At 70.8% G+C, this 24,842-nt stretch carries 21 protein-coding genes; 9 read left to right on the top strand and 12 right to left on the bottom strand.

Going from position 1 to position 24,842, the window contains the following annotated elements; genetic code table 11:
• Window positions 1-8: 8 nt before the first annotated feature.
• The 9 genes from AB0M02_RS05715 to AB0M02_RS05675 all read right to left on the bottom strand — a co-directional run bounded on the left by AB0M02_RS05715 (window position 9) and on the right by AB0M02_RS05675 (window position 11,151).
• Complete coding sequence (locus AB0M02_RS05715) at window positions 9-794, bottom strand: DUF4142 domain-containing protein (RefSeq protein ID WP_364221929.1); 786 nt, start codon at window positions 792-794, stop codon at window positions 9-11.
• Window positions 795-836: 42 nt separating this feature from the next.
• Window positions 837-1,517, bottom strand: coding sequence for a hypothetical protein (locus tag AB0M02_RS05710; protein ID WP_364221926.1), 681 nt, complete (start codon window positions 1,515-1,517; stop codon window positions 837-839).
• Window positions 1,518-1,819: 302 nt separating this feature from the next.
• Window positions 1,820-2,587 (bottom strand): hypothetical protein, encoded by a 768-nt coding sequence (locus AB0M02_RS05705; protein ID WP_364221923.1) that lies wholly within the window; start codon window positions 2,585-2,587, stop codon window positions 1,820-1,822.
• On the bottom strand, window positions 2,584-3,273 hold the full coding sequence (locus AB0M02_RS05700; protein ID WP_364221920.1) for a sigma-70 family RNA polymerase sigma factor: 690 nt from the start codon (window positions 3,271-3,273) through the stop codon (window positions 2,584-2,586). The genes AB0M02_RS05705 and AB0M02_RS05700 overlap by 4 nt, the downstream gene beginning before the upstream one ends.
• 646 nt (window positions 3,274-3,919) lie before the next feature.
• Window positions 3,920-4,888 (bottom strand): hypothetical protein, encoded by a 969-nt coding sequence (locus tag AB0M02_RS05695; protein ID WP_364221917.1) that lies wholly within the window; start codon window positions 4,886-4,888, stop codon window positions 3,920-3,922.
• Window positions 4,885-7,383, bottom strand: coding sequence for an SMC family ATPase (locus AB0M02_RS05690; protein ID WP_364221914.1), 2,499 nt, complete (start codon window positions 7,381-7,383; stop codon window positions 4,885-4,887). The genes AB0M02_RS05695 and AB0M02_RS05690 overlap by 4 nt, the downstream gene beginning before the upstream one ends.
• Entirely contained in the window at window positions 7,383-8,543 is a 1,161-nt protein-coding gene (locus AB0M02_RS05685; protein WP_364221911.1) for an exonuclease SbcCD subunit D, read from the bottom strand. Before AB0M02_RS05685 ends, AB0M02_RS05690 begins: the two co-directional genes overlap by 1 nt.
• 9 nt (window positions 8,544-8,552) lie before the next feature.
• Window positions 8,553-10,313: an ATP-binding protein gene (locus AB0M02_RS05680; RefSeq protein WP_364221908.1), complete on the bottom strand. Its 1,761-nt coding sequence runs from the start codon at window positions 10,311-10,313 to the stop codon at window positions 8,553-8,555.
• Between the two features lie 88 nt (window positions 10,314-10,401).
• Window positions 10,402-11,151: a pyrimidine reductase family protein gene (locus AB0M02_RS05675; RefSeq protein ID WP_364222610.1), complete on the bottom strand. Its 750-nt coding sequence runs from the start codon at window positions 11,149-11,151 to the stop codon at window positions 10,402-10,404.
• A gap of 306 nt (window positions 11,152-11,457) precedes the next feature.
• Here AB0M02_RS05675 and AB0M02_RS05670 point away from each other — a divergent pair, with 306 nt between their 5' ends.
• Together AB0M02_RS05670 and AB0M02_RS05665 are read left to right on the top strand one after the other, a co-directional pair.
• Complete coding sequence (locus tag AB0M02_RS05670) at window positions 11,458-12,141, top strand: amino acid-binding protein (RefSeq protein ID WP_364221905.1); 684 nt, start codon at window positions 11,458-11,460, stop codon at window positions 12,139-12,141.
• A gap of 113 nt (window positions 12,142-12,254) precedes the next feature.
• Window positions 12,255-13,337, top strand: a complete 1,083-nt coding sequence (locus tag AB0M02_RS05665) for a GNAT family N-acetyltransferase (RefSeq protein WP_364221902.1) — start codon at window positions 12,255-12,257, stop codon at window positions 13,335-13,337.
• A 193-nt stretch (window positions 13,338-13,530) separates the two neighbouring features.
• Here the strand turns inward: AB0M02_RS05665 and bioB are convergent, their stop codons facing one another.
• The gene (gene bioB / locus AB0M02_RS05660; protein ID WP_364221899.1) at window positions 13,531-14,526 is read right to left on the bottom strand and encodes a biotin synthase BioB; all 996 of its coding nucleotides are present in this window, start codon (window positions 14,524-14,526) and stop codon (window positions 13,531-13,533) included.
• Window positions 14,527-14,650: 124 nt separating this feature from the next.
• Here bioB and AB0M02_RS05655 point away from each other — a divergent pair, with 124 nt between their 5' ends.
• From AB0M02_RS05655 to AB0M02_RS05640, 4 genes are all read left to right on the top strand, one after another.
• On the top strand, window positions 14,651-15,784 hold the full coding sequence (locus tag AB0M02_RS05655; protein WP_364221896.1) for an 8-amino-7-oxononanoate synthase: 1,134 nt from the start codon (window positions 14,651-14,653) through the stop codon (window positions 15,782-15,784).
• A 581-nt stretch (window positions 15,785-16,365) separates the two neighbouring features.
• Window positions 16,366-17,073, top strand: a complete 708-nt coding sequence (bioD, locus tag AB0M02_RS05650; RefSeq protein WP_364222607.1) for a dethiobiotin synthase — start codon at window positions 16,366-16,368, stop codon at window positions 17,071-17,073.
• A 74-nt stretch (window positions 17,074-17,147) separates the two neighbouring features.
• On the top strand, window positions 17,148-17,900 hold the full coding sequence (locus AB0M02_RS05645) for an ROK family protein (protein WP_364221893.1): 753 nt from the start codon (window positions 17,148-17,150) through the stop codon (window positions 17,898-17,900).
• Window positions 17,897-18,658: an HAD family hydrolase gene (locus AB0M02_RS05640; RefSeq protein WP_364221890.1), complete on the top strand. Its 762-nt coding sequence runs from the start codon at window positions 17,897-17,899 to the stop codon at window positions 18,656-18,658. The genes AB0M02_RS05645 and AB0M02_RS05640 overlap by 4 nt, the downstream gene beginning before the upstream one ends.
• On the opposite strand, the gene AB0M02_RS05635 is transcribed toward AB0M02_RS05640, so the two are convergent.
• On the bottom strand, window positions 18,642-19,292 hold the full coding sequence (locus tag AB0M02_RS05635) for a 50S ribosomal protein L11 methyltransferase (RefSeq protein ID WP_364221887.1): 651 nt from the start codon (window positions 19,290-19,292) through the stop codon (window positions 18,642-18,644). The two genes, AB0M02_RS05640 and AB0M02_RS05635, sit on opposite strands and share 17 nt — an antisense overlap.
• 88 nt (window positions 19,293-19,380) lie before the next feature.
• On the opposite strand from AB0M02_RS05635, the gene AB0M02_RS05630 reads away from it, so the two are divergent.
• The gene (locus tag AB0M02_RS05630) at window positions 19,381-22,416 is read left to right on the top strand and encodes an EAL domain-containing protein (RefSeq protein ID WP_364221884.1); all 3,036 of its coding nucleotides are present in this window, start codon (window positions 19,381-19,383) and stop codon (window positions 22,414-22,416) included.
• Between the two features lies 1 nt (window position 22,417).
• Here the strand turns inward: AB0M02_RS05630 and AB0M02_RS05625 are convergent, their stop codons facing one another.
• Window positions 22,418-22,546 carry a hypothetical protein gene (locus AB0M02_RS05625; RefSeq protein WP_364221881.1) on the bottom strand — a complete coding sequence of 43 codons (129 nt, stop codon included), beginning with the start codon at window positions 22,544-22,546 and terminating at the stop codon, window positions 22,418-22,420.
• Between the two features lie 249 nt (window positions 22,547-22,795).
• Between AB0M02_RS05625 and AB0M02_RS05620 the strand changes: the two genes are divergently transcribed.
• A complete protein-coding gene (locus tag AB0M02_RS05620; RefSeq protein ID WP_364221878.1) occupies window positions 22,796-23,143 on the top strand; it encodes an Lsr2 family protein in 348 nt (115 codons plus the stop codon).
• Between the two features lie 530 nt (window positions 23,144-23,673).
• Window positions 23,674-24,771 (top strand): NAD-dependent epimerase/dehydratase family protein, encoded by a 1,098-nt coding sequence (locus AB0M02_RS05615; RefSeq protein WP_364221875.1) that lies wholly within the window; start codon window positions 23,674-23,676, stop codon window positions 24,769-24,771.
• Window positions 24,772-24,842 lie beyond the last annotated feature (71 nt).

The following is a 24,842-nucleotide window of genomic DNA, read 5'->3' as shown; positions in this document are numbered from 1 at the left end:
TGTGAGTCCTACCGCGCGCGGAAGATGCGCATGGTCGTGGCGACCCCGACCACCAGGGCGGCGGCGAGGACGATGAGGATTACCGTGTTGCTGAGGCCCGGTACGCTGCCGCCTTCGGTGGCCGCGACGAGCATCTGGTTGTCGACCGGAACCGGGCCCTGGCCCGGAGCGGCCGCTGGCGGCGCCAGCGTGGGAAGCCCGGCGTAGTCGACGATGCCGCTGCTCTCCAACAGCGTCATGTGGGTCATGACGAACTGGTTGGCCTGCTGCGCGAGCAGACGAACCGTGTCGCTGCGGGTGCCGGCGCGAATGGTGCCGATCGCCGGGAAGATCTTGCCGTGCGCGGAGCGCAGCCGGTCGATGAAGATCTGGTCGAGTTGCTGCGGCGTGGCCGCGTTGCGCATCTCGCTCAGCCAGAACTGCTGGTCGCCGTTCGGCTGGTTCGGCAGGCTGATGTTCAGCCTCTTGGCGGCCTTCCGGGTCAGGCTGTCGAGCTCGACGTGCTGCTTGGCGATCTCCTGACCGATCTTGACGACCGCCGGGTTCTCCGACTTCTCGGCGACGATGTTGCCGGCCGGAACCTCCCAGAGGCCGGCGAGCCGGACCTTGATGACGAAGTCACGGTCCGCCGCGGTCAGCGTCCCGGTGCCCCTGTCCGTCAGCCCCGTGTTCGGAGGGATCGGAACCTCCTCCGCGTAGGCCGCCCCGGCGGGGGTCACCAGAAACGCGAAGGTCAGGGCGAGGGTGCCGACCAGCCATCGGGGAACGCGGCGGGCCATCATCTTGTCCTCCAAAGCCGTAGGAGATCGGGAACAGCCGTAGGAAACCGAGAAAGATCAGTAGCTGTAGTCGCCGCCGGTGTCGTCGGCGCCGGCCTCTCCGCCCTCGGCCTCGGCGTCTGAGGGGGGCGCAACCGGCTTCGAGATGGCCGGGAGGCAGGTCAGGTTCTTGGTGCCGTCCGGGTTGATGACGAACCACTTGCCACCGACGTTCTGGCCCTTCCACTGACCCGGCTTCTTGTCGCCGATGTACTTGTAGAGCGGCCAGCCCTTGAGGGTGAGCTGCTTGGTGCCGTCCGCCCGGGTCACGGTGCCGACCAGGTCCGCGTCGATGCCCTTGAGCGTCGGCTCACTGTCGTTGGTGAGCGCCGCCGGCCAGATCTCGGCGCACTCGCCGTTGCAGTTGGACTTCGACGGGTCGTCCTTGTCGTCGTCGAACCGGTAGAGCACGAAGCCGTCCTGGTCCTCGACGGTCTTGCCCATCCGGGCGACCTTGGAGGCGGTCAGCGAGGTGGTGGCCAGCTCGTCGCTGATCTCCGGCGTGTTGGCCTCGGCGTCCGCGGGGTCCGCCGGAGCCGTCGGCTCGGCGGTGGCGCCCTCGGCCGGCTCAGCGCCGGGGCTGGCGGCCACATCGTTGGATGCCGGCTCAGCGGCGTTGCCGTAGTCGGCCGGTTCGTATCCGGCCGGGGCACAGGCGGACAGTGTGACCACCGCCGCCAGCGCGGCGCCGACGGCCATCAACTTGCGCTTCTCCGGTACCACTGGCCCTCCAGCTGAATCAAGCTTCCGTCTGTGAAGCTCTGTCTATGGCTCGGCTGTCTTTGCGCTTAGCCATTTCCGGGCAGTAGTACGGAGACCGCTCGAAGACGGTTGAACATTCGGGTCGATCAGTTTGGAGAATTTTCTTTTGAACCATCCGGTCGGCTCGTACGTAAGACACGGTCCGCGCATGCAAAAAGGCCCGGTCGCCGAAGCGATCGGGCCTTTTAGTGTTCGTCCGACTACAGAAAGCTACTGCGGGAAGCTACTGCAGAACGTGATTACGGAACGCGAACCAGGGTGTCGCCGACGCCGTTCGCCGTGACCTCCTGAACCTGCACGTGGGCGATCTGGTCGCGCGGCGTGCCGGTGACCGCCTGCAGCAGCAGCGGGCTCTCGTTCTCCGCGGTGCCCCAGCCCTTCTCGCCGACCTCCCAGCTGGCGATCTGCTCCGAGGTGCCGTCGGTGCGGACCACGACGAGCGCGCACTTCTTCGGCCCGGTGATGTTGCCGACGCCGAAGGAGACCTGGGTGCCCCAGACCTTCTCCTCCAGGCCGACCGCCATGGCCACACCCGTACGCGAGTCGGTGCCGTCGAACGTCTTGCCGGGCAACTTGGTGCCACCGAGCCCGAGGCCGTCGCTGTTCGGCAGCGAGTCGAGCTGGCTGCCCTGCGCACCGGTCTCGGTCTGGCCCGCACCGGAGCCGAGCCACTGCCCGCCGGCGAAGAACGCGCCGATGGCCAGCATCGCGAAGACGACCACCGCGGCGGCCAATGAGTAGAGCCGGCGGCTGTTGGCGCGGTGCCGCTCGACGCGAACCTCACGGAGCATCTTGTTCAGCACGACGCCGTCGTTCTCGGACTGCTCGGCGGCGATCAGCGCCTCCGCGTCCACGGTCGCGAGAACGTCCGCCACCTGGACGAAGGACTCCAACTCGTACGCGCACTGCGGGCACTCGATGAGGTGGTCCTCGAACCTCGACGCGTCGTGGTCGTCCAGCACGCCGAGTGCGTACGACGCGACGTCGAAGTGCTGTTCCTGTGTCATTCGGTCACCCCCCGCTGCTGGAGCGCGGTACGCAGCGCACGCAGGGCGTAGTACACCCGGGACTTCGCCGTGCCCAGCGGCAGGTTCAGCGCCTCCGCCGCTTCGGGAACGGTGCGACCTCGGAAGTACGTCTCGATCAGGATCTCCCGGTGCGAGTGGCTCAACTGGCGGAGTGCGTCCGACACCGTCATCGACTGGAGCACCTTGTCGGTCTCGTCGGACGTGGTCGGGAAGCTCTCCAGCTCCCGATCGTACGTCTCGGCGGGCCGCGCGTTGGCGCTCCGGTGCTCGTCGATGGCGATCCGGCGGGCGACGGTGACCAGCCACGGGCGCAGCGACTGCTGACCCTGCGCGCCGAGCCGGTGCGCGTTGCGCCAGGCTCGCAGCAGGGTCTCCTGCACGATGTCCTCGGCGCGCTGCCGGTCTCCACCGGTCAGCCGCAGCACGAACATCAGCAGCGGTCCCGCGTGCTCTTCGTAGAGCAGCTTGACCAGCGTGTCCTCGTGACTGGGACCCTGACCCGGGCTGCTGTGAGCGGCCTCATGCCGCGGCGCCTGCCGCGGGATCACCGCACCCTCGTCCCGGTGATTGCCACCGTCGAGAGCCTGCCACCTGCCACCGGAGTGCTGCCGCGCCATCACACGCACCCTCTCCGGCGCGAGCCGATACTCGGCCACCGCATGCATCGATACCTCCGCCCGGACCTTTCCCCGTCGCCTGTAGTACGGCTGGGAAGGTCGGCCGGGATCAAAGCCGGCCCGAGATTTTCCGGGGCACTCGGTCTCAACGGTCCTCCGCTGCGATCGTGATGGTGATGGGGGGCTGTGTTGGGGCTGTGTCGGGGACTGCAGGCGCGCCGCTGGCGGATCACCCTCCGTATTGATCTACGCCGATTCGGACGCCGGGTAAGCCGGAATGATACTCAGTGACAACCGGCCCTAGACATGTCCCTGAGAATAATTCTCCCGTACGCGGGAGAGCGTGATCTCGGAGCGTGAAGGAATGATTCCGCAGCGTTGTCCACGCTGTGTATTAAGTGGTGAATAGCGGGTCCGGTGAACCGTTCGGGTGATGCCGCGATGCCAGTCGGACCCTTTCGGGCGTCACCCGTCCGGGAGCGCTCCCATTCCCGATTACCCAGCTAGCGGGCTTAAGGATCGTTTCAGTAAGCGGGCTCCCCAGCACGGCGTGAACCAGGCACGGACCGGACTGGTCGGCTTTCGGGGCCACTCGGACGCGTAATCCGCACTATCCGAAAGACTTCCCACGAGCCGAGCCTGAAGATCAACTCGTGGGATGGCGACCCAACATGTGAGACCTGCGGACCGATGCTCAGCGTGACCGCGCGGTAGCCAGTGCCAGCGCCCGGTGCAGCACCCGGGAGTCCCCCAGCATCCCGCGCAGACGGCGCTCCAGCCCGGCGATCGGCACCAGGTTCTGCGGCGCCCGCGGATCCTTGTAGGCCGACGACGCGAACCTCGGCAGCGTCACCCCGGACACCTCGGCCAGTTCGATCGCCTGATCCGGGGTGAGCTCCGGCGAGCATTCCAGCCGCACGATCCCCGACCACGGCGCGCCCGACGAGCCGGGCAGCCGCAAATACCAGGACCAGCCGCCCCAGACCGTTCCCAGGTGGAAGACCGGCGTCCGCTGGCCCGGCCGCAACCGGGGCACTATCGCCTCCTGCGCGGCTGGCAGATAGTGCTTCTGCTGGGTCTTCACGAAGCCGATCGTGCGCGGCAACTGCCGCCGGTTGCGCAACGGACCGTCCACGATCAGCAGGTCGGCGCCGTCCGACCCGTGATCACGGGCGACCGCCGAGATCTCGATCTCCAGAGCGGTCAGCGGACCCTGCACAGCCGCAGGCAGCTTGCTGGCCTCACCGCTCCCGCTGATCCGGTGCACCTCGTACCGCACCGAGCCCGCCTGGACATCGGTCGCCGTCGGACTGGCCGTGAACAGGCCGCGGGCCACCCGCGCCCCGGCCAGTTCGGCCACACCACGGGCCAGGTCACAGCGGACCACACCGGCGGCGTACGAGGCGGCCAGCCCGGCGTACGACGTGCCGTCCTCCTCCGCGGTCCAGAGCCCGGCGTCGTTACGCCGCACCCCGTCGACCAGGAACACCACGTCGGGCACACGAGCCGTCCGGGAGACGTCGATCGGCGCCCACTCGGCGGCCGGCACCTCGACGTCGACGTCCACCTGGGCGCTGCTGGACGACGCCGGCCCGTCCCCGGAGTCCCCCTCGAAGGAGGCGCCATAAGACGGGTCCCAGGCGTCAACGAACATCCGAGTCATAGGCCCGACCTTTCGACGTACGCCGTACGCGCGTCCTTGTGCACCTCGAACCGGACCGGCACCCGCTCGGCCAGCGCCTGGACGTGCGTGACCAGCCCGACCATCCGGTCACCGCGGGCCGCCAGGTTCTCCAGGGTCGCCGCGACCACGTCCAGCGTCGCCGCGTCCAGGGTGCCGAAGCCCTCGTCCAGCACGATCGACTCCAGGCTCGCCGCCGTGGTGCTCATGCCGGCCAACTGCTCCGAGAGGGCCAGCGCCAGCGCGAGCGACGCCTGGAACGTCTCGCCGCCGGAAAGCGTCCGCACACCGCGCTGGAGCCCCGCGTCGTGGTGGTCCACGACGAAGAACTCGCCCTTGGTGTGGATCAGCTCGTACTGCCCGCCGGTGAGCTCCCGCAGGATCCGCGACGCGCCGTCGACGAGCAGGTCGAGCGCCTCCTCGAGCAGCCAGCGCTCGAAGTTGTTGGCGCGCAGGTGCCCGGCGAGCGACTTCGCCACCCGGCTCTCGCGCAGCAGGACGTCGCGCTGCTCGGCCGCTTCGAGGGCCTGCTGGCGCCGCTCCACCAGACGCTGCCAGGCTGCCTCGGCCCGTTCCGCCGCCACGGCCGCGGCGCGAATCAGCCCGGACTCGGCGTCGGCCGCCGCAAGGCGTGGCGGTTCCAGATCGGCGGAGACAAACAGGTCCAGGATCGCGGTGTGCGCGCGGACCGTCGCGTCGTGCGTCGACAGCACCGCAGCTTCCGCCTCGGCGCGGGAGGCGAGCCGGTCCGCGTGCCGGCCGTGCGCCCACGCCACCAGCGTCTGCCACGCGGCGGCGAGGTCGTCCCGGTCAGCCGGCGGCGGCTCGAAGCGGGCCAGCCCGTCACGGACCGCGTCGAACTTGCGCCACGCCGTCCGCTGCTGCTCCTCGGCCGTGCGCACCGCGGCCTGCGCGCGGCGCTGGGCCTCCCGGGCGGCGCGGACGGCCGCGGTCGCGCTCTCCAGCCCGCGCTGAAGCTCGCCGAGGTCCGCGAGCCGGGCCTTCACCGCCTCCACCGGCGGCAGGGTGCCCACCGCGGTGCGCACCTCGGTGATCCGGGTCAGGTGGTGTTCGTACTGCCCGCGCTTGCGCTCCAGGTCGCTCTCCAGGTTGCGGGCCACCGCGTCGCGCTCCCGCCAGCGGGCGGTCGCCCTCTCCGCCGCCTCCTTGGCCGCGTTGCCCGCCGCCTCGGCCAGCCGGACCGCCGACTCGCGCGGCACCTCCGGGACGACCGTGACGGGTTGTTCGCAGACCGGGCAGGCGTGCCCGGCGACCAGGTGCCCGCGCAGGGCGGTGGCACGGTCCCGCTGCTGGGCGTCCCGGTAGTCCTGGCGAGCCTGCTCCAGCAGCTGCTGGGCGCCGGTGTGCTCACCCTGGGCGAGTTCGGCGGCGTTCTGCGCGTCCCGGAACTCCACCTCGGCGACCGAGACCTTGCCGGCGAACCACTCCTCCTGCTCGGCGAGGCGGGCCAGCTCGGTGTGCCGGTCCAGCATCACGCGCAGCGATCCGGCGTCGCCGGCGGCGGCCAGCTCCCCGCGTACCTTCTCCTCTGCCTCCTCCGCCGCATGGACCTCGTCCGCCACCTGGTCGGCGGTCGTTCTAGCTGCGGCGACCGCGCCGGTCGCTTCGTCCAGACCAGCGGGGGTACGGACGGACGACAGCAAAGTCAACTCGGCATCCACCGTGTCGCGCGCGCCCAGGGCAGCCGTCTCCGCGGCACGCGCTGTACGCAGGCCCGGCATCGCCTGCTCGACGTCCCGGGTGAGCTCGCGCATCCGCTCGAGCCGTCCCTCGGCCTCGGCAACCGCCTCCTCGGTGGCGTCGTCCAGCGTGCCGAGCTGCTGCTCGATGACGCCCAGCTTGGCCTCCGCGGTCTTGCCGCGCTCGGACGCCTTGAACTGCACCTCCTCGTAGACGTGCAGCCCGAGCAGGTTGACCAGGATCTGCTGCCGGGTGGCCGGCTTGGCGTGCAGGAAGTCGGCGAACTGGCCCTGCGGCAGCACCACGCAGCTGGTGAACTGCTCGTACGGCAGCCCGACCGCGTCCAGCACGGCCCGGTCCATCTCGGCCGGGGTGCCCGCGAGGGCCTCGCCGAGGTCGGCCAGATCCATGCCGGTGTCGAGTTTCGAGACGTCGAAGCCGGCCGGCATGAGCTGCAGCCCGGCGCCGGCCGTCTTGACGTTGCCCCGGCCGTCGCGGCGGACCACCCGGGTCGCGACGTACCGGTCGCCGGCCGACTCGAAGCAGAGCCGCACCCGCGCCTCGGCGGCCGAGGGGGCGAGCGCGTTGCCGATGCCCCGCGCGCCACCCCAGCGGGGAACCGTGCCGTAGAGAGCGAAGCAGATGGCGTCCAGCACCGTCGACTTGCCGGATCCGGTCGGGCCGACCAGGGCGAAGTAGTCGGCGTCGGTGAAGTCCACGGTGGTCGGCTCGCGGAACACCGTGAATCCGGCCATGTCGAGCCTCAGTGGTCGCATTAGTTGCTGCTCACCTCGTCGTACAGCTCGTCGAAGAGCTCGCGGACGCCCTCCTCGGCGTTACCGCGACTGTCCAGGTAGTCACCGAAGAGCTCGCGCGGGGAACGGCCGGCCCGCTGCGCACTGCCCGCTCCCGTCTTGTCCGGCAGCATGTCCGGGTCGATGCGCACCTCCAGGGCGTTCGGCAGCAGCTCCTGCACGTCCTCGCGGAGGCCCGGCCGGGGTGCCTCACGGACCAGGACACGCAACAGGGCGTCCGGAAGGTTCACCGTGGCGAGCTGTTCGAGAGATCCCCGGACGGTACGCAGGGTGAGCGCCGAGGTCACCGGCACGTCGCGGACCTTGGCGGCCCGGTCCGCGGCGACGTCGACGATCGCGACGGAGCTGACGTTCTCCTCCTCACCGAAGTCGACGGCGAGAGGACTGCCGCTGTACCGGGTGGGGCAGGGCGAGATCACCTGCTGGGAGCGGTGCAGGTGACCGAGCGCCACGTAGTGGGCGTTCTGCGGGAAGACGGTGGCGGGCACCGCGTACCCCATGATGGTGTGCGCCTCGCGCTCGCCGCCGCCGGTGGTGGCGCCGACGATGGTCAGGTGGGCGGTGACGAGGTTGATCACACCGCCCTCACCGGACGACTCGCTGAACGACTCGCTCAGCTTGGCGACGAGCCGGGCCACCAGGTCCGCGTAGGTCTGGTTGGCCTCGGCGGCGGTCAGGTCGTACATCTCGGCGGCGCGGATCGCGTAGCGCTGGGAGAGGAACGGCAGACAGACCAGTCGCCAGCGTTCACCCTCTTCGGTGGTGCCCTCGACCAGCAGGTCGTTCAGGTTCTCCTTGAAGGAGCCGCGCAGCTCGATGCCGGCCGCGTCGGCCCACGGCCGCAGCGCGTCCAGGGCCGCCCCGTTGTCGTGGTTGCCGCCGATCGCCACCACCCGGGCGCCGGTCTGCCGCAGCGCCGAGAGCGCACGGGTGACTAGCCGGGTCGCCTCGGCGGTGGGCGCCGCCGTGTCGTAGAGGTCGCCGGCCACGATGACCAGGTCCGGGCGCTCGGCGCGGGCGATCTCGACCACCTGGGCGAGCACCTTGATGTGCTCGTCGTGCCGGTTGCGGCCCTTGAGAACCTTGCCGACGTGCCAGTCGGACGTGTGCAGGATGCGCATCGCAGAACCTTAGAACGGGATGTCGTCATCGGCGCCGCCACCACCACTGCCACGGCCACTGCCCACCACCGCGAAGGGGTCGGCGCCCTGGACTATCGAGCGCAGCGTCTCCGCCGGTGGCGGCCCGGACTCCGATTTGCGGGTGGCCCATGCCGGGAACGGGAACTCGACGCAGAGCGGGACCGGGATGTCGGGCTGGTTGACGAACATCGTGCCGGGGCGGGCCAGCAGCGCGCGCTGCCGCATCGCCGGTGGCAGGAATCCGTACTCCGGGCGGGAGGCCTCGGCCGGGTCGAGACGCCCGACCACCCGGATCGCCGAGTTGGTGACGATCCGGCGCTCCACCTCGCTGGCCGTCTGCTGGGCACCGATCAGGATCACGCCGAGTGAGCGGCCCCGCTCGGCGATGTCGAGCAGCACCTCCTTGATCGGCGAGGAGCCTTCACGTGGGGCGTATTTGTTGAGCTCGTCGAGGACGACGAAGAGCAGCGGGCGGCCGGTGCCGGACTTCTCCTTCTCCTCGAACTCGCTCTTGAGCGTCACGCCGACCACGAACCGCTGCGCGCGGTCCGGCAGGTTGTGCAGGTCGACGACGGTGACCTGAGCGCTGTTCGCGGTCTTGATCTGGTGCGGGCGGCGCTGGGCCAGGTCACCGCGGATCAGCCGGGACAGGTCGCGCTTGCTGGCGATCATCCGCCGGGCGAACGCGTTGACCGTGCCCATGTTGACCGCGCTGCCGGCCCAGGTGGACCGGGTCTCGTCGTCGGTGAGCTGGTCGACGACGTGGTCGACGAGATCCTGGTACGACCCGATGCGGCGGCCGTCGATGCTGATGCCGCCCTCGGCGGGCACCGCGTGCCGGTTGAGATGGGCGGTGACCGAGTGGACGATCATCGTGTACTGCTGGCGCTCGTCGTCGGCGTCGGCGAACACGTAGGGCAGCAGTTTCAGCTCGCAGAACTCGGCGAGCGTCCAGTAGAACGAGTCGACCCCGGTGAGGCGGCTGCTCACGTCGGGCGCGCCGGAGGAGTCGCCGGGGCGCGGGGGCGCGTAGACCCGGACGTCCGGGAACGGTGCGGCGGGGAGACCCAGCAATGCGTACGCCGCGCGGGTGTTGTCGTCCAGTTTCGTGTTCGGGTGGTCGAGGAAGAGCAGGTCCTCGCCCTTGACGTTGAAGATCAGCGCGCGGGCGTTGGCGCCGTCCGCACCCAGTTGACCGGACCGGAACACCGAGTAGAGCAGGAACGTCGCGAAGCTGGTCTTGGTGGCCACGCCGGAGATGCCGGAGATCGAGACGTGCGCGCCGCGGGTGCCGTCCAGAAAGTCCGCGTTCAGGAAGACCGGGACGCCGTCGCGGCCGGTGCCCATCGGGACACGCCGCTCCATCCGGTCGAAGTGCAGCGCCGCGTCGCGGGCGTCACCGGAGGCCCGGTGCACGACGGCGCCGGGTGAGGGCGGAACGTAGAGCTCCGGGTCGACGCGTGTGGTGGTGATCTCGGCGGCCTCCTGGACCATCGCGGGCAGGGTGCCCTCGGCGATCGCGAAGACGTCGGAGTCGAACTGGGCGCCCTCGTGCCTCGCGCGCACCTGGGTCACCACCCCGGCGATCGTCACCGGCTCGCGATCCGGCAGCTCCCGCTGGGTCACCACGACGTCATCGAGTTGCAGGTAGCTGCCCGGGGTCACGGCCGTCCAGAACTGCAACGGGGTCGCGTCCGCTGTTCCGAGCACCCGCCCGACGGGGGAAGTTTCGTCAGACACGCCGATCATGTTGCCTCAGAGGTACGACAAATTGCTCCTCTGAACGGCTGTCCACAACCTGTGGGGTCCATCCACAGAGTTATGCACAAGATCTTGATCACATCGAGGAGGCGCGCCCGGCTGGGCTCGAAGCTGGCGTGCTTCTCCCGTACCGAAGAAAAAGCATGTCCTCGCGCATGAGCGCGTGCCGCAGAGACATCTCGCGCGGCAAAGAAGGCGGCCCTTTTGAGATTCGCCCAGCGTGCCCGCCCACCAGCAGTGGTGCGACCGTCAGACACAGCTCGTCGATCAGGTCCTCGGCGATCAGCGCGCCCAGCAGGCTCGGCCCGCCCTCGCAGAGCAGCTGAGTCGCGCCGCGCGAGTGCAGAAACCGCACCGCCTCGGCAAGGTCAACGCGATCCTGGCCGCAGGAGACGATCTCAGCGAAATCCCTCGATCGGGGCGGCCCGTGTGTGATCACGATCGGGCGGACCGGCGCGTCCGAGAAGATCAGCTGCCCGGGATCGAGGTCGAGCGAACCCGAGACGATCACCATGAGCGGGAACTCCGGAAGACCGTGCGCCACACGCCACGCCCGGCCCGTTTCGGTCAGCCGAAGCGCGTCATAGCGCTCCGCGCGCACCGTCCCGGCCCCGACGATCAACGCGTCGCACACCATCCGCAGCGAGTCGAAGATCTCCTTGTCGCCGGGTCCCTGAAGGCCGGCGGAGAGCCCGTCCACGGTGACCGCGCCGTCCGCACTCGCGATGAAGTTCGCCCGAAGGGTCGGCTCCGGATTGCGCGGATAAAGGTCGGTAAGCGAGGCGGGCCACCCACCGGCAGACGCCGCGTTGTCGAGAACGGTCACGGCCCCGGCGGCCCGGTCACCGGCGGGGTGGGCTTGCTCTCCCGGTGCTGGCAGTCGCACCACGAGCCGCCACGGCAGTCGTCGTGCCGCCGATCCCGGCACGCCTCACAAATCATGTCCAAACCCTATCGAGCACGACTCTCTTGAGCACACCGTGTCCGACGAGGCCGTGATTCGCCGCGTCTACGCTCGGTTTGTGATTTCGGGCATATGGCACCAGCTTGATGGCCGGGACACGACCGTGCAACGGGTCCGAAATCCCGTTCAGGCATGGTGTTGCCAGCATTCCGCGACGGGAGGAGTCACATGTTGCTGCGGGTACGAGTCACCCTGCCGGACCGTCCGGGCGCCCTCGGGCAGGTCGCGCGGACCCTCGGGGTGGCCGGCGCCGACATCGTCCAGGTAGTGGTGCTGGAACGGCTCGGCGGCCGGGCTGTCGACGACTTCACCGTCGTCTGGCCGGGCGCGTCCCGCGTGGAACGGCTCCTGGCCGGGCTCGCCGCCATACCCGGCGTCCAGGTGGACGGCGTGTGGAAGGCGATAGGAGCCCCGGTCAACGGCGGCCACGACGCCGAGCTGCTCGCCCAGGTCGCGGCGAACCCGGTGGACGGGCTGGCCACGCTCGTCGACGCGATGCCCGGCCTGCTGGCCGCGGACTGGGCCGCCGCCGCGGTGGTGCCCTCCGACTGGGCCTCCCGTTCCGGCGGTGAACCCCAGATCGTGTACGCGAGCTGGCGCGCGCCCTCCCCGCTGCACCTGCCCGAGGTGACCCCGCTGCGGGCCCGCCCGCTCACCGAGCCGGGAGGCGCGCGGTACGCGGTCGCCCCGTTCGGCCGGGCCGGTCTCGTGCTGCTGATCGCCCGCACGGACGAGGACGAGCTGCCCGCGGCCGCCTTCCACGTCACCGAGGTCGACCGGGTCGCGCAGCTGGTCCGCGCCGCCGCGGTGATCCTGGGCGACCGCCTGGACGTGGTCACCCAGCCCGTGTGATCTGCCCGTGTGATCTAGATGACCTTGTGTCGTCGCCGACAAACCCCAGGTAAAGCAACGCCCGGTTAACAACAGCGGGTCACTCTTGAGGTGGACAGAAGGGAGTGCCCGAGATGGCGTTGTGGCGGGTCAGGGCAACGGTCGACGACCGGCCCGGTTACCTTTCCGTGCTGACCGCGAGCCTGGCTCTGCGTTCGGTGAACATCCTCGCCGTCCAGGTGCACACCACCGAGGAGGGCGCGGTCGACGACTTCCTCGTCGACGCGCCGGACACGATGACCGAGGCCGACCTGATGGCCGCGGTCGTCAAGGGCCGGGGCCGCGACGCGTTCGTGGCCCGGGCCGAGGCCGAGGGGCTCGTGGATCAGCCGACCCGGGCGCTCGCGCTGGCCGGCCGTCTCGTGCACGAGCCGGACGCACTGGCCGAGACCGTGCTGCCCGAAACCCTGGCGGCACTACTCGACGCCACCGACGTGCGCTGGCGCCCGGAGGCCACCACCGACCTCCCCGGCTTCCACGGCGGCCGGATGGTCCTGGCCGATCCGGCCGGCGGCTCCTACGAGGTGCTCCGGGCGCTACCCGCCTTCACCCCCGCGGAGTATGCGAGGGCGCAGGCACTGGTCGAGGTCGCCGCCACGCTGCAGCGACAGGACCGGGCGCGGCGCCAGCACCGGGAACAGATCGGCATGCTGCTGCCGGACGGCACCGAGCTGGTGCTGCGCCCCGCCGTGCAGGACGACGTCCCGGCGGTCCGCGAGATGATCGAGGACTGCTCGCCGGCGACGCTGCGCCACCGCTTCCGGGGAGTCACCCGCCGAGAAGGCGCGGTGGCCGATGAGGCCCGGCTGCGCCGGCTGCTGGAGCCGTCCAACGGCGTGACCCTGCTGGCGGTGGCACCCGGCTCCCGCGTGGTCGCGATGGCGACGCTGCTCGTCGAGGGCGACCTCGGCGAGGCGACCGTGCTGGTCGAGGACGGCTGGCAGCGGCGCGGCCTCGGCACCGCGCTCATGCGGCGGCTGCACGCGCATGCCGAGGGCTCCGGGCTCGCCGCGCTCACCGTGCACGTCGCCGCCGACAACGTGGCGATGCTGCGGACCCTGCGCCGGCTCGGGGCGGACCGTTTCGAACGGGACGGCGCGCAGGTCAGCGTGACCCTGGCTACGGCAGCCGAGACGCCCGCGACTTCGGGGCAGTGACCACCGCCGTCATCCCAGGGTCTCCCCATGCTCCACACACACGGCTTTCCAGCCGGTGGGGACCACCTGCACCTTCATCCGCCGGCGGCAGTGCGGGCAGAACCGTGGCGGCTCCAGCTCCCGCGCTCGCGCGCAGGCCTCATGGGGCCCCACGGTCTCGTCGCCGCACCGATCGCAGAACATCAGCAGAACCTCAGAAGGTTTGTGAGAGCGACTTGACCGGCATCTTCAGGTCGGCGAGCAGCTCCAGGTCGGCGGTCGCCGGGCGGCCCAGCGTCGTCAGGTAGTTCCCGACGATCACCGCGTTGATGCCGCCGAGGAGGCCGTCACGCGTACCCAGGTCGCCCAGCGTGATCTCGCGGCCCCCCGCGTACCTCAGGATGGTCCTCGGCATCGCCAGCCGGAAGGCGGCGATGGCCCGCAATGCGTCCCGGCCCTCCACCACCGGGCGGTCGCCCAGCGGGGTGCCCGGCCGCGGGTTCAGGAAGTTCAGCGGAACCTCGTGCGGATCCAGCTCGGCGAGCTGAGCGGCGAACTCGGCGCGCTGCTCCACGGTCTCGCCCAGGCCCAGAATGCCGCCGCAGCAGACCTCCATGCCCGACTCGCGCACCATCCTCAGCGTGGTCCAGCGCTCCTCCCAGGAGTGCGTGGTCACCACGTTCGGAAAATACGACCGGCAGGTCTCCAGGTTGTGGTTGTAGCGGTGCACACCCATCTCGACCAGCTCGTCGACCTGGCCCTGGGTGAGCATGCCGAGGCTCGCGGCGACCTGGATGTCGACCGCTTCCCTGATCGCCTTGACGCCCTCGCGCATCTGGTCCATGAGCCGCGCGTCCGGCCCGCGCACCGCCGCCACGATGCAGAACTCGGTCGCGCCGGTGGCCGCGGTCTGCCTGGCCGCCTCCACCAGAGAGGGAATGTCCAGCCAGACGGCACGCACCGGTGAGGCGAACAACCCTGATTGGGAGCAGAAGTGGCAGTCCTCGGGACATCCACCGGTCTTGAGGGAGACGATGCCCTCGACCTCGACCTCCGGTCCGCACCACTTCATCCGCACATCGTGGGCGAGCTGCAACAATTCCGGCAGGGCGTCGTCGGGCAGGCGCAGGACCTCGAGGATGTCGGCCTCGTCCAGTCCGGCTCCCTCGTCGAGAACCCGGGTGCGGGCACGGTCGAGGATCTTCGGCATCCCCGTACCCTACAGAGTTTCCTTGCTGGTATTCGTTGCTGGTATTCATTGCACGTCTCGCTGGCAGCGCCGGACTGTCAGTGGTGGGTGATAGTTTCCCTTTCTCGTGATCTATGGGGGTGTCTTGACGGACTGGTTGGAGGCGCTCGATCGCCTGGCCCGCGACCGGGCCAAGGCGGGGCTCACCCGTCAGTTGCGGCCGCGAGCGGCCGGCGACACCGTCATCGATCTCGCCGGCAACGACTACCTCGGCCTCGCCGGTCATCCCCGGGTGGTTGCCGCGGCGCGCCAGGCGCTTGAGGGGTACGGGTTGGGCGCCACCGGTTCCCGCCTGGTCCGCGGATCCACGGGTGCGCACGCCGCTCTCGAGGACGCCCTGGCCGCCTGGCTCGGCACCGCCGGCACGCTGGTCTTCTCCTCGGGCTACCTGGCGAACCTGGCCGTTCTCCGCGGCGTCGCCGCCGTCTGCGACCTGGTCGTCTCGGACGCCTACAACCACGCCTCGCTGATCGACGGCTGCAAGATGTCCGGGCTGCCGGTGACCGTCGCCCCGCACAACGACCCCGCCGCCGTCGAAGCGCTCCTCGCCGCCCACCCCGGCCGCGCCGCCGTGGTGACCGAGTCGGTCTTCTCCGTCGACGGGGACCTCGCCCCGCTCGCCGCTCTCCACCGGGTCACCTCGGCACACGGTGCGCTCCTGATCGTCGACGACGCCCACGCGCTCGGCCTGCTCGGGCCGTCCGGCGCCGGCGGCGTGGCCGCGGCCGGGCTGAGCGGCCGACCCGATGTGATCGTCACCGCCACGCTCTCCAAGTCGCTCGGCGGCGCGGGCGGCGTGGTCGCCGGCCCGGCGCCGTTCCTGGCGCACCTGGTCGACACCGGCCGCACCTTCATCTACGACACCGCCCCGCCACCCGCCGTGGTCGCCGGCGTGCTCGCAGCCGTCGACGTGGCCCGCGCCGCCGACGACCGGCGCGACCTGCTGTTCCGCCGAGGCACCACGCTGACCGACCGGCTCGGCGAGGCCGGCTTCCCGGTCCGCCGCCCGGCCGCCGGCGTGCTCTCCGTCCCGGCGCCCGGCCCCGAGGCCGCCGTGGCGTGGGCCGCCGACTGCCGCGACCACGGCGTCGCGGTCGGCTGCTTCCGCCCGCCGTCGACACCGGACGGCAGCTCGCGCCTGAGGCTGACGCTGAACGCGGGCGTGCCGGAAGAGGACTTCGCCAGAGCTTTGAACGTGATTGTGGAGTGCGCACCATGACCGCCGACCCCCCTGAGGTGTCCTACTACGCCGGGATCTCGATGGTTCCGCCCCCGAGGAAGGGCGGTGGCCGAGGACACGGATTGCCCCTGGGCCCACCCCCACGCCCCGCCGCGGGCACCGACCCGCTGCTCGGCCGCGGAAGCGGCAGCGCTCCCACCGCGTCGCCCACCAGCGATCCGGAGACCACCGCGTCGCCCACCAGCGATCCGGACGCCACCGCATCGCCCACCAGCGATCCGGAGACCGCCGCCGAGCCCTCCAGCGATCCGGAGACCGCCGCCGAGCCCTCCAGCGCCCCCGGCGCCGCCGAGGGCCAGCCCGCCACCGGGCCGCAGGCCCCTGCCGGGACGCAAGCCGCCGCCGAGCCCGTGGCCGGCGCCGGGGCTGAGGCCACGGCGCCTCCCACCGAGCCCGGCGCCGAGCCTCCGCTGGAGAAGCCGGTCGAGCCCACCGCGGCGCCGATCGCCCCCGCGGACATCGACGGGGACGCCCTCGCTGCTGAGATCGACACCGAGCTCGCCGCGCAGGCCGCGACGCAGCCGGCGCCCTCCCGGCCCGACCCGCACGAGTGGCACGGCATCGTCCTGGTGACCGGCACCGACACCGAGGTCGGCAAGACCATCGCCACCGCCGCGATGGCCGCCTCCGCCCAGGCCGCCGGTCTGCGCGTCGCCGTGATCAAACCCGGCCAGACCGGCACCTCCACCGGCGCGCCCACCGACGCCGAGGTGATCACCCGGCTGGCCGGCCCGGCGACCGTGCGAACCCTCGCGGAGTACCCCGAGCCGCTCGCGCCCCTGGCCGCCGCCAAGGTCGCCGACCTGCCCCCGCTCGACCTGTTCGAGGTCGTCGACGCCATCCGCGCGGAGGCCGAGAAGCACGATCTGGTCCTGGTCGAGGGTGCCGGCGGTCTGCTCGTCCCGATGGGCGTACGGCCCTCCGGCGAGGCGTGGACCTTCGCCGACCTGGCCACCACCCTCGGCGCCAACATGATCGTGGTCGCGCGCGCGGGCCTCGGCACGCTCAACCACACCGCGCTGACCCTGGAGGCGCTGCACCGGCGTGGCGTGCCGGCCCGGGTCATCCTCGGTGCCTGGCCCGCCGAGCCCGAGCTGGTCCACTGGGCCAACCTCAGCGAGCTCGTCCCGCACCTGGTCGGCGCCCTGCCCGCCGGTGCCGGCTCGATGGATCCGGGCGTTTTCCGCCGCTCCGCCCCCGGTTGGCTGACACCCGCGCTGCACGGAGTTCTCGACAACTGGCGGGTGTGGGCGGAAGAAGCCGGCTGACTCGCCAACGCGCGATGACGGGACACCCGGCACAATTACTGTGCCGGGAGGTGGTCCACATGCAGACTGGCGGCGTGGCTTTCACCCTGACGATCGACTGCGGCGGCGGAGGCATCAAGGGCTCCGTGCTCGATGAGGCCGGCACCATGCGAGCGCACCCGATCCGGGTGCCGACACCGTATCCGCTTCCACCCGACCTGTTCGTCAAGACTCTGGTGAACCTCGGTGAACAGTTGCCGAACGCCGATCGCGTCACCGTCGGCATGCCCGGGATGATCCGCCACGGCGTCGTCGTGGCCACCCCGCACTACGTCACTCGCAGCGGCCCCCGCACCAAGATCGACCCCGAGCTGGTCGAGGCATGGCACGGCTTCGACGCCCGGACCGCGCTGGCCGAGGCGTTCGGCCTGCCCACTCTGGTCCTCAACGACGCCGAGGTGCACGGCGCGGGAGTCGTCGCCGGCACCGGCTGCGAACTGGTCCTGACCCTCGGCACCGGTCTGGGCTGCGCGCTCTTCGACGGCGGTGAACTCGCACCGCACCTGGAGATGTCGCAGGCGCCGGTCCGCTGGGGCATGTCCTACGACACGTACATCGGCGAGCACGAACGCCGCCGCCTCGGCGACGCTCTCTGGTCGCGCCGGGTCCGCAACGTCATCGAGGGGTTGCGCCCGGTCTTCCTCTGGGACCGCGTCTACCTGGGCGGCGGCAACTCCCGGCTGATCACTCCGGCACAGCTGGCCCGGATGGGCGACGACGTCGTCGTCGTACCGAACACCGCGGGCATCGTCGGCGGCGTGCGCGCGTGGACCCTGGGGCAGCGTTGAACACCGAACAGAAGAGCGCTGAACAGAAGTCGGAGCCCGACGCCGTCCTCCTGGATTTCGGCGGCGTGCTCGCCGACGCGCCGTTCCGGGCCGATCCTCCCGAGCTTGTCCTGCGCCTCTACAACCTGGTCCAGGGCGCGCTCACCCCCGGCCGGATCCAGCGTTCACTGATCGAGGGTGCCGCCGCCTACGCCCGCTGGCGGGACGAGGACTGGCCGGACGAGCTGCCCCAGGCCGACGTCTGGGAGCGCTTCGTGATCGCCGACTGGCCCGCGCTGGCCCAGGTCCGGGTGCGCGGGGCGATCCCCCGCCTCAGCTACGACTGGGCGTGGCGGGACGGCTGGGCGCTGACTCCCGGCATCGCCGACGCCCTGACCGCGTTCACCGGGGCCGGCATCCGCCTCGCGATCGTCAGCAACACCCTCTGCGGCGCCGCCCATCGTGACTTCCTGTCCAAGGCCGGCATCGGTCGCCTCTTCGCCGCGCAGATCTACAGCGACGAGGCCGGCGTGCGCAAACCCAACCCGCAGATGATCTGGTCGGCCACGGACGCTCTCGGCGTGTCCCCCGCGAACTGCTGGTTCGTCGGTGACAGCCGCCGCCGCGACATCCTCTGCGCCCGCCGGGCGGACATCGGCACCGCGATCCTGATGCCGTCCGGCCGCGACAAGACGGAGGATGCGGCCGACTGGCCGGAGCCCGACTTCACCGTACGAGACGGTCACGCTCTGCGCGATCTGCTCAGCGGCCGGCCGTGACCTGCCAGACCGTGGTGCGCCGGACCGGGACGCCCTCCAGCTCCTCGTTGACCGGCACCTCGTAGACGGCCCGCTCGATCAGGCCCTCCGGCGCGTAGGCCCGCCCCGGGTCGCCGACCAGCACCAGTGAGCCCCGGCCGGCCGCGCGCCGCAGGAACGGCAGGACGCGTGCCGCCATCTCACGGCTGTAGAAGACGTCGCCGGCGAGGACGACTCCGTATTTGTCGTCGGACTCGAGAAGGTCAGCCTCGAGCGCGTCCACGCGTACCCTATTTGCTTTTGCATTGGCCTGGGCCGCGGCAAGCGAGTAAGGGTCGATGTCGTTGGCGATGACCGGTGCCGCACCCGCCTTTGCCGCAGCGATCGCCACCAGACCGGAGCCGGTGGCCAGATCGAGCACGCTGCGCCCGGACACCAGGTCGGGATCGTCGAGAAGATGACGGGCCAGAGCCTGCCCGCCGGCCCACGCGAACGCCCAGAAAGGCGGCGGCTGTGTCTTCCCAAAACCCGGTACTCCGAGCGCCTCCGTCGCCTCCCACAGCGCGATCGGCTCCTCGGCCTGGCTCAGCAGGATCTCCGGGACGAACGGCACCGGCGCGAGGGTGGTGTGGGCGCGGACGAAGTCTATTGGCACCACCCGATTGTGCCGCTTTCGCTCAGATCAACGGCTCCCGGGCCGATCAGGCCGACATCGGGGTACCTCGGGAGGGAGCAGGAGCAGGATGCCGACTCGGTGGCCCGCCGCCCTCTTCGGCGCCTGGATCGCGGTGCTCGCCGTGGTCGTGGCCTGGGAGCCCGACCTCGAGATCCCGCTACGGCTGCTGGCCGGCGCCTCGACCGTGGTCGTCATGGCCGTCGGCATCCGGCGCAGCCGGCCCGACGACGTACGCCCCTGGTGGCTGCTCACCGCCGCCGTCGCCCTGTCCGCGATCGGTGGCGCCGGCGCGGACGCACCCTCCTGGATCACGAACTGGCTGACCTGGGTGGAGCCGACCGGCACCGCGCTGCTGCTGCTCGCCTACCCGGTCCTGGCCGTCGCGCTGGCCGGTTTCGTGCGCCGCCGCACCAACTCGGTACGCGACTGGGCCGGCCTCTTCGACGCGCTGGTCGTCACCACCGGTGTCGCGCTGCTGATCTGGACGTTCGTGATCGGGCCGCGGATGGACGGCTCGGCGGGCGACGGCTGGACGGGCCTCGCCATGCCGCTCGCCGACCTGCTCTGCCTCGGCCTGCTGATCCGGCTCGCCACGATGCCCGGCCGGCTCGTCGCACCCGGACACTGGCTGGGCGCCGGTGTCTTCGCGATGCTGGTCGCCGACGTGACCGGGCCCGATGTCGCTGTTCTTGGTCACCTGGCGTTCTACACCGCCGCCGGACTCGCCGCCCTGATCCCCTCGATGGCCGAGCTGACCCGCCCGTCCGAGGTGCCGCCCGCCGACACCAGCCGTGGACGGCTCGCGCTGCTCGGCGTGGCCGCCCTGGTCGCGCCGACCGTACTCGTGGCGAAGATGTTCCGGGACGGCCAGGTCGCCGGCCTGACCACGGTGGCCGCGCTGAGCATCCTCATGCTGCTGCTGGTCCTGGCCCGGATGGCCGGGATCATGACGAGTCACCGGCAGGCGATGGCGCGGGAGAAGGCGCTCCGGGAGGCCTCGGCCGCACTGGTCTCGGCCGTCGACACCGAGGGTGTTGGGCTCGCTGTCCGTACCGCGGTGGCCCAACTTCTCCCCGGCGACGTGCCGCACGGGGTGGTGCTGGCGATCGCCATCGCACAGGTCGAGCCGCAGTCGCCCGAGGCCGCCGCGCAGGCCGCCGTCGACCGGGCGACCGGCACCGCCGCTCGGCTGGTCACCACCCGGGATGTGGACTGGGCTGTCGCCGTACGCCTCACCCAGTTCACCAGGACACTGCGCTGCCCGATGGTCCTCAAGGACCGCCCGGCCGGCGACCCCCTGGTCGGCGTCCTGCACGTCGGCGCACCCACCTGGGCCCTGCTGGAGCTGCAGCGCTCGGTGGAGGTACTGGCCGGCCAGGTCGCGCTGGCCCTGGAACGGATCGCCCTCGGTCACGAGGTGGCCCGGCGCAACAGCGAGACCTACTTCCGCACGCTCATCCAGAACACCGCCGACGTCATCCTGATCATCGACGACGCCGACCGGATCCGGTACGCGAGCCCGTCCGCACTCGGCGTCCTCGGCGGCGACCCGACCGGCGCCCTGCTGCCCGAGGTGATCCACCCCGACGAGCGGACCCGGCTGGCCGAGGTGCTCATCGCCGTACGCGGCGGCGAACAGTTGCAGCAGCAGCTCGACTTCCGGGCACAGGGCAACGGGCGCAACGAGGTGCTCCTCGAACTCCACTGCAGCGACCTGCGCCACGAACCGACAGTGGCCGGCCTGGTCATCACCATGCGCGACGTGACCGAACCGCGCCGCCTCGAACGCGAGCTGATCCACCAGGCGTTCCACGACTCGATGACCGGCCTGGCCAACCGCGTCCTGTTCAACGACCGCCTCCGGCACGCCCTCGCTCGCAGTGCCCGCGACGGCTCTGTGGTCGGCGTGCTCTTCATCGACCTCGACGACTTCAAGATCGTCAACGACACCCTCGGCCACGCCATCGGCGACCAGCTGCTGATCGCGGTCGCTGAGCGGATCGCCGGCGCGCTACGGGCCGACGACACCGCCGCCCGTCTCGGCGGCGACGAGTTCGCCGCCCTGGTGGAGAACGTCAACGACCCCGGCGCCGTCGAGGAGACCGCCAACCGCATCTTCGCCGCCCTCGCCGCACCCATCCACACCGACGCCAAACCCCTGTACGCCGCGGCTAGCATCGGCATCACCACGACCCCCGAGGCCAACGACGCCGACGAGCTGCTCCGCCAGGCCGACCTGGCCCTGTACGTCGCCAAGGGCGCCGGCAAGAACCAGTGGCGCCGCTACCAGAAGCACCTGCACGACTCGATGGTCGCCCGCCTGGAACTGCGCTCCGCCCTCGACCACGCCGTCAACGAGGGCCACTTCCTGCTCCACTACCAGCCGATCATGGACATGGCGGCCGGCGCGGCGGTCGGCTTCGAGGCGCTGGTCCGCTGGCACCACCCGCGCCAGGGCATCATCACGCCGGACCAGTTCATCGAGGTAGCCGAGGAGAGCGGCCTGATCGTCCCGATGGGCCGGTGGGTCCTCGAGGAGGCCCTGCGCACGGTCGCCGAGTGGCGCCGCATCCTCACGCCGTCCCAGGCGCCCTACATGAGCGTCAACGTCTCCGTACGCCAGGTCCGCGAGGCCGGCTTCGTCGACCAGGTACGCGCCGCCCTCCAGCACGCCGGCGTCCCACCTCGGTCCCTGATGCTGGAGATCACCGAAACCATGCTGGTCAAGGACGACGAACGCATCTGGGCCGACCTGGCCACCCTGCGCGACATGGGCATCCGCATAGCGATCGACGACTTCGGTACGGGGTACTCGTCGCTCGGCTACCTACGCCAGCGCCCGATCGACGTCGTGAAGATCGACAAGACGTTCATCGACGACATGACGACCAGTCAGCAGCCGTTGGCCCTGGTCAGCGGGATCGTGAGCCTGGCGCAGTCGCTGGGTTTGACGGTCGTTGCGGAAGGCATCGAGAGTACGACGCACCGGGAGCTGCTCGTCCAGATGGGGTGCCCGCTGGGTCAGGGGTTCCTGTTCTCCAGTCCGCTGGGCCCCACGGAGGTTCTCGCCTGGATGCGCGGCGCCCACCCGGTGGCCGTCTGACTCACGTGTGACGGGTGGACGACGGATCCGTCCCCCAGTCAGCCGACGTGGGCCGGGCGGCCACGATCGCCGTAGCGACAGCGAATGCGACCAGCGCGGCCAGGACAAGAGTGCTGATGGCGCGTCTCAACGACCCTCCCCCGAGGATTGGGAGCGCTCCCCCAACGCGACGTTACCGCACATTCACGAGCCCGAAAAGGTCTGCACCGGCTTCCTGGTGAGGGCCACGATGGCGCTCAGTAATTGCGACATGCCAGAAGCGGCAATTTGCACTGGATACCACGGGCGCGACAGAATGAATGTGACTACGACCATTCGCGGCCGAGAATCCGCACGGGGCAACTGACGCCCGAATGACATCGCTGTAGGAGCGACACACATGGCCAAGCAGATAATTACCCTTCTCACCGACGACCTCGATGGCGGCGAAGCCGACCGCACCGTCGAATTCGGGCTTGACGGCGTCAACTACACCATCGATCTGTCCGAGAAGAACGCCGGCAAGCTGCGCAAGGCCCTGGAACCGTTCCTCTCCGCCGCCACCCGGCTGGGCCGCAACGGCAGCGTGCCCACTCCCGCCCGGCGCACCGCTCCGGCCGCCACGAGCCGGTCGAGCCGCGACCAGAACCAGGCGATCCGCGAGTGGGCCAACAAGAACGGGCACAACGTCTCCGAGCGGGGCCGCATCCCGAGCCACGTCGTGGAGGCGTACCACGCCAAGCGATAGGTGAACGCGCACACCGTGACGAGCACGCTGTGCCGAGCACGCTGTGACGACCGCACTGTGACGGCGCTGCCGGGATCACCCGGCGGCGCCGTTTCGCGTCCAGTTCGAGCACCGGTTCACGCCCAGTCCGCATCGCCCCACTCCGGGCCCACTCCGCCCCACTCCGCGCCCGAGTTCGAGCCCAGTTCGCGCCCCACTCCACGCCGGTTCGCGCCCCACTCCACGCCCAGTTCGCGCCCAGGAAGAAGGAACGGCGGGATCGGCCGGACCACCCCCGCACACCCGGCAACCAGCGCCCCTGAAAACGCCGAGCGACCCGAAAATCCACAGCACCCGGATTTGCCAGCCACCCCCGCGAAGGAAAAGACGGGACGCGGCCGTCCCGACGCCCCGAAGGCACGCCCCTCCAAAAGCCGAAAGCACCGTTTCAACTCGTGCGGAATGCGAACGCCCGGCCACCAGCCGAAAGGGCCCCGCAGAAACCACCCCGCCAAACGATTCAACCGCCCGCCCCCGGGTAGCGAACAACCATGCGCCTAGTGATCGTCGGAGCAGGCGGCAACGCGGGCACCGCTCTGCTGCGCCGGCTACGCACCGAACCCGACATCGAACCCGTCGGCATCTCCCGCCGCCACCCCGACCCGAGCGCCCCTCACGCCGACCCGAGCGACCCCTACGCCGACATGGAGTGGCACTCGCTCGACATCGGCGCCGACGACGCCGCCGAGCAGCTCACCCGCATCTGCACAGGCGCCGGCGCCGTAGTCAACCTGGCCTGGCAGATCCAGCCCAGCCACGACACCCGCCGGCTCTACCGGACCAACGTCCTCGGCAGCCGAGCCGTCTTCCGCGCCGCCCTGCGCGCCGGGGTGCCCACCCTCGTACACGCCTCCTCGGTAGGCGTCTACGCCCCCGGCCCGAAGTGGGCGTTCGTCAAGGAGACATGGCTGCGCACCGGCATACCCGAGTCCTCCTACAGCCGCCACAAAGCCCTGGTCGAACGCATGCTCGACGAGATCGAGGCCGACCACCCCACCCTGCGAGTGGTCCGCGTCCGCCCCGGCCTGATCCTCCAGCGCGACGCCGGCACCGAGATCGGCCGCTACTTCGCCGGCCCCCTGCTACCCGCCCGCCTGCTCCGCTTCGGCTGGATCCCGCTGCTGCCGTCCCACCCCGGCCTGCGCCTGCAGGCGGTCCACGCCGACGACGTAGCCGACGCCTACCTCCGCACCCTCCGCGCCGACGTCCGAGGCGCCTTCAACCTCGCCGCCACCCCGGTACTCGACCCCCACACCCTGTCCCACACCTTCCGCGGCCTGCCACTCCCGGTCCCAGGATTCGCCCTGGAGGGCGCCGCCGCCCTGACCTGGCTCCTACGCCTCCAACCGGTAGACCGCGGCTGGGTCCGCCTGGCCCTGAAGGCCCCCCTGATGAGCTGCGACCGAGCCGCCTCCGAACTGGGCTGGCACCCGCGAACAGACGCCGTCTCCGCCCTACGCGAGCTGGTCGCAGGCCTGGCCGCCCGCGCACACACCACAAGCCCACCCATGTCCGACAATTCCGCGATGCCGGGACGCTTAGGCGGCCTGCTGCGAGGCCACCTCCCAGGAACAGGAAACCCCTATTAGCGTACGAAAAAAGCACTCCCCCAACCGCAACCCCGCAGCCCGCCCAGCACCGCGTGAGCCACCCCTGACCG

Origin of the sequence: Actinoplanes sp. NPDC051861 (assembly GCF_040681145.1) — a bacterium.
Taxonomy (GTDB): Bacteria; Actinomycetota; Actinomycetes; order Mycobacteriales; family Micromonosporaceae; genus Actinoplanes.
The sequence above is the reverse complement of the archived record's forward strand: the minus strand, read 5'-3'. Positions and strand labels throughout refer to the sequence as shown.

What these genes read in the sequence shown, in the direction of transcription:
- AB0M02_RS05710 (WP_364221926.1), bottom strand. Translation starts at nt 1,517, where the DNA reads ATGGCCGTCGGCGCCGCGCTGGCGGCGGTGGTCACACTGTCCGCCTGT.
- AB0M02_RS05705 (WP_364221923.1), bottom strand. Translation starts at nt 2,587, where the DNA reads ATGACACAGGAACAGCACTTCGACGTCGCGTCGTACGCACTCGGCGTG.
- AB0M02_RS05700 (WP_364221920.1), bottom strand. Translation starts at nt 3,273, where the DNA reads ATGCATGCGGTGGCCGAGTATCGGCTCGCGCCGGAGAGGGTGCGTGTG.
- AB0M02_RS05695 (WP_364221917.1), bottom strand. Translation starts at nt 4,888, where the DNA reads ATGACTCGGATGTTCGTTGACGCCTGGGACCCGTCTTATGGCGCCTCC.
- AB0M02_RS05690 (WP_364221914.1), bottom strand. Translation starts at nt 7,383, where the DNA reads ATGCGACCACTGAGGCTCGACATGGCCGGATTCACGGTGTTCCGCGAG.
- AB0M02_RS05685 (WP_364221911.1), bottom strand. Translation starts at nt 8,543, where the DNA reads ATGCGCATCCTGCACACGTCCGACTGGCACGTCGGCAAGGTTCTCAAG.
- AB0M02_RS05680 (WP_364221908.1), bottom strand. Translation starts at nt 10,313, where the DNA reads ATGATCGGCGTGTCTGACGAAACTTCCCCCGTCGGGCGGGTGCTCGGA.
- AB0M02_RS05670 (WP_364221905.1), top strand. Translation starts at nt 11,458, where the DNA reads ATGTTGCTGCGGGTACGAGTCACCCTGCCGGACCGTCCGGGCGCCCTC.
- AB0M02_RS05665 (WP_364221902.1), top strand. Translation starts at nt 12,255, where the DNA reads ATGGCGTTGTGGCGGGTCAGGGCAACGGTCGACGACCGGCCCGGTTAC.
- bioB (WP_364221899.1), bottom strand. Translation starts at nt 14,526, where the DNA reads ATGCCGAAGATCCTCGACCGTGCCCGCACCCGGGTTCTCGACGAGGGA.
- AB0M02_RS05630 (WP_364221884.1), top strand. Translation starts at nt 19,381, where the DNA reads ATGCCGACTCGGTGGCCCGCCGCCCTCTTCGGCGCCTGGATCGCGGTG.
- AB0M02_RS05620 (WP_364221878.1), top strand. Translation starts at nt 22,796, where the DNA reads ATGGCCAAGCAGATAATTACCCTTCTCACCGACGACCTCGATGGCGGC.
- AB0M02_RS05615 (WP_364221875.1), top strand. Translation starts at nt 23,674, where the DNA reads ATGCGCCTAGTGATCGTCGGAGCAGGCGGCAACGCGGGCACCGCTCTG.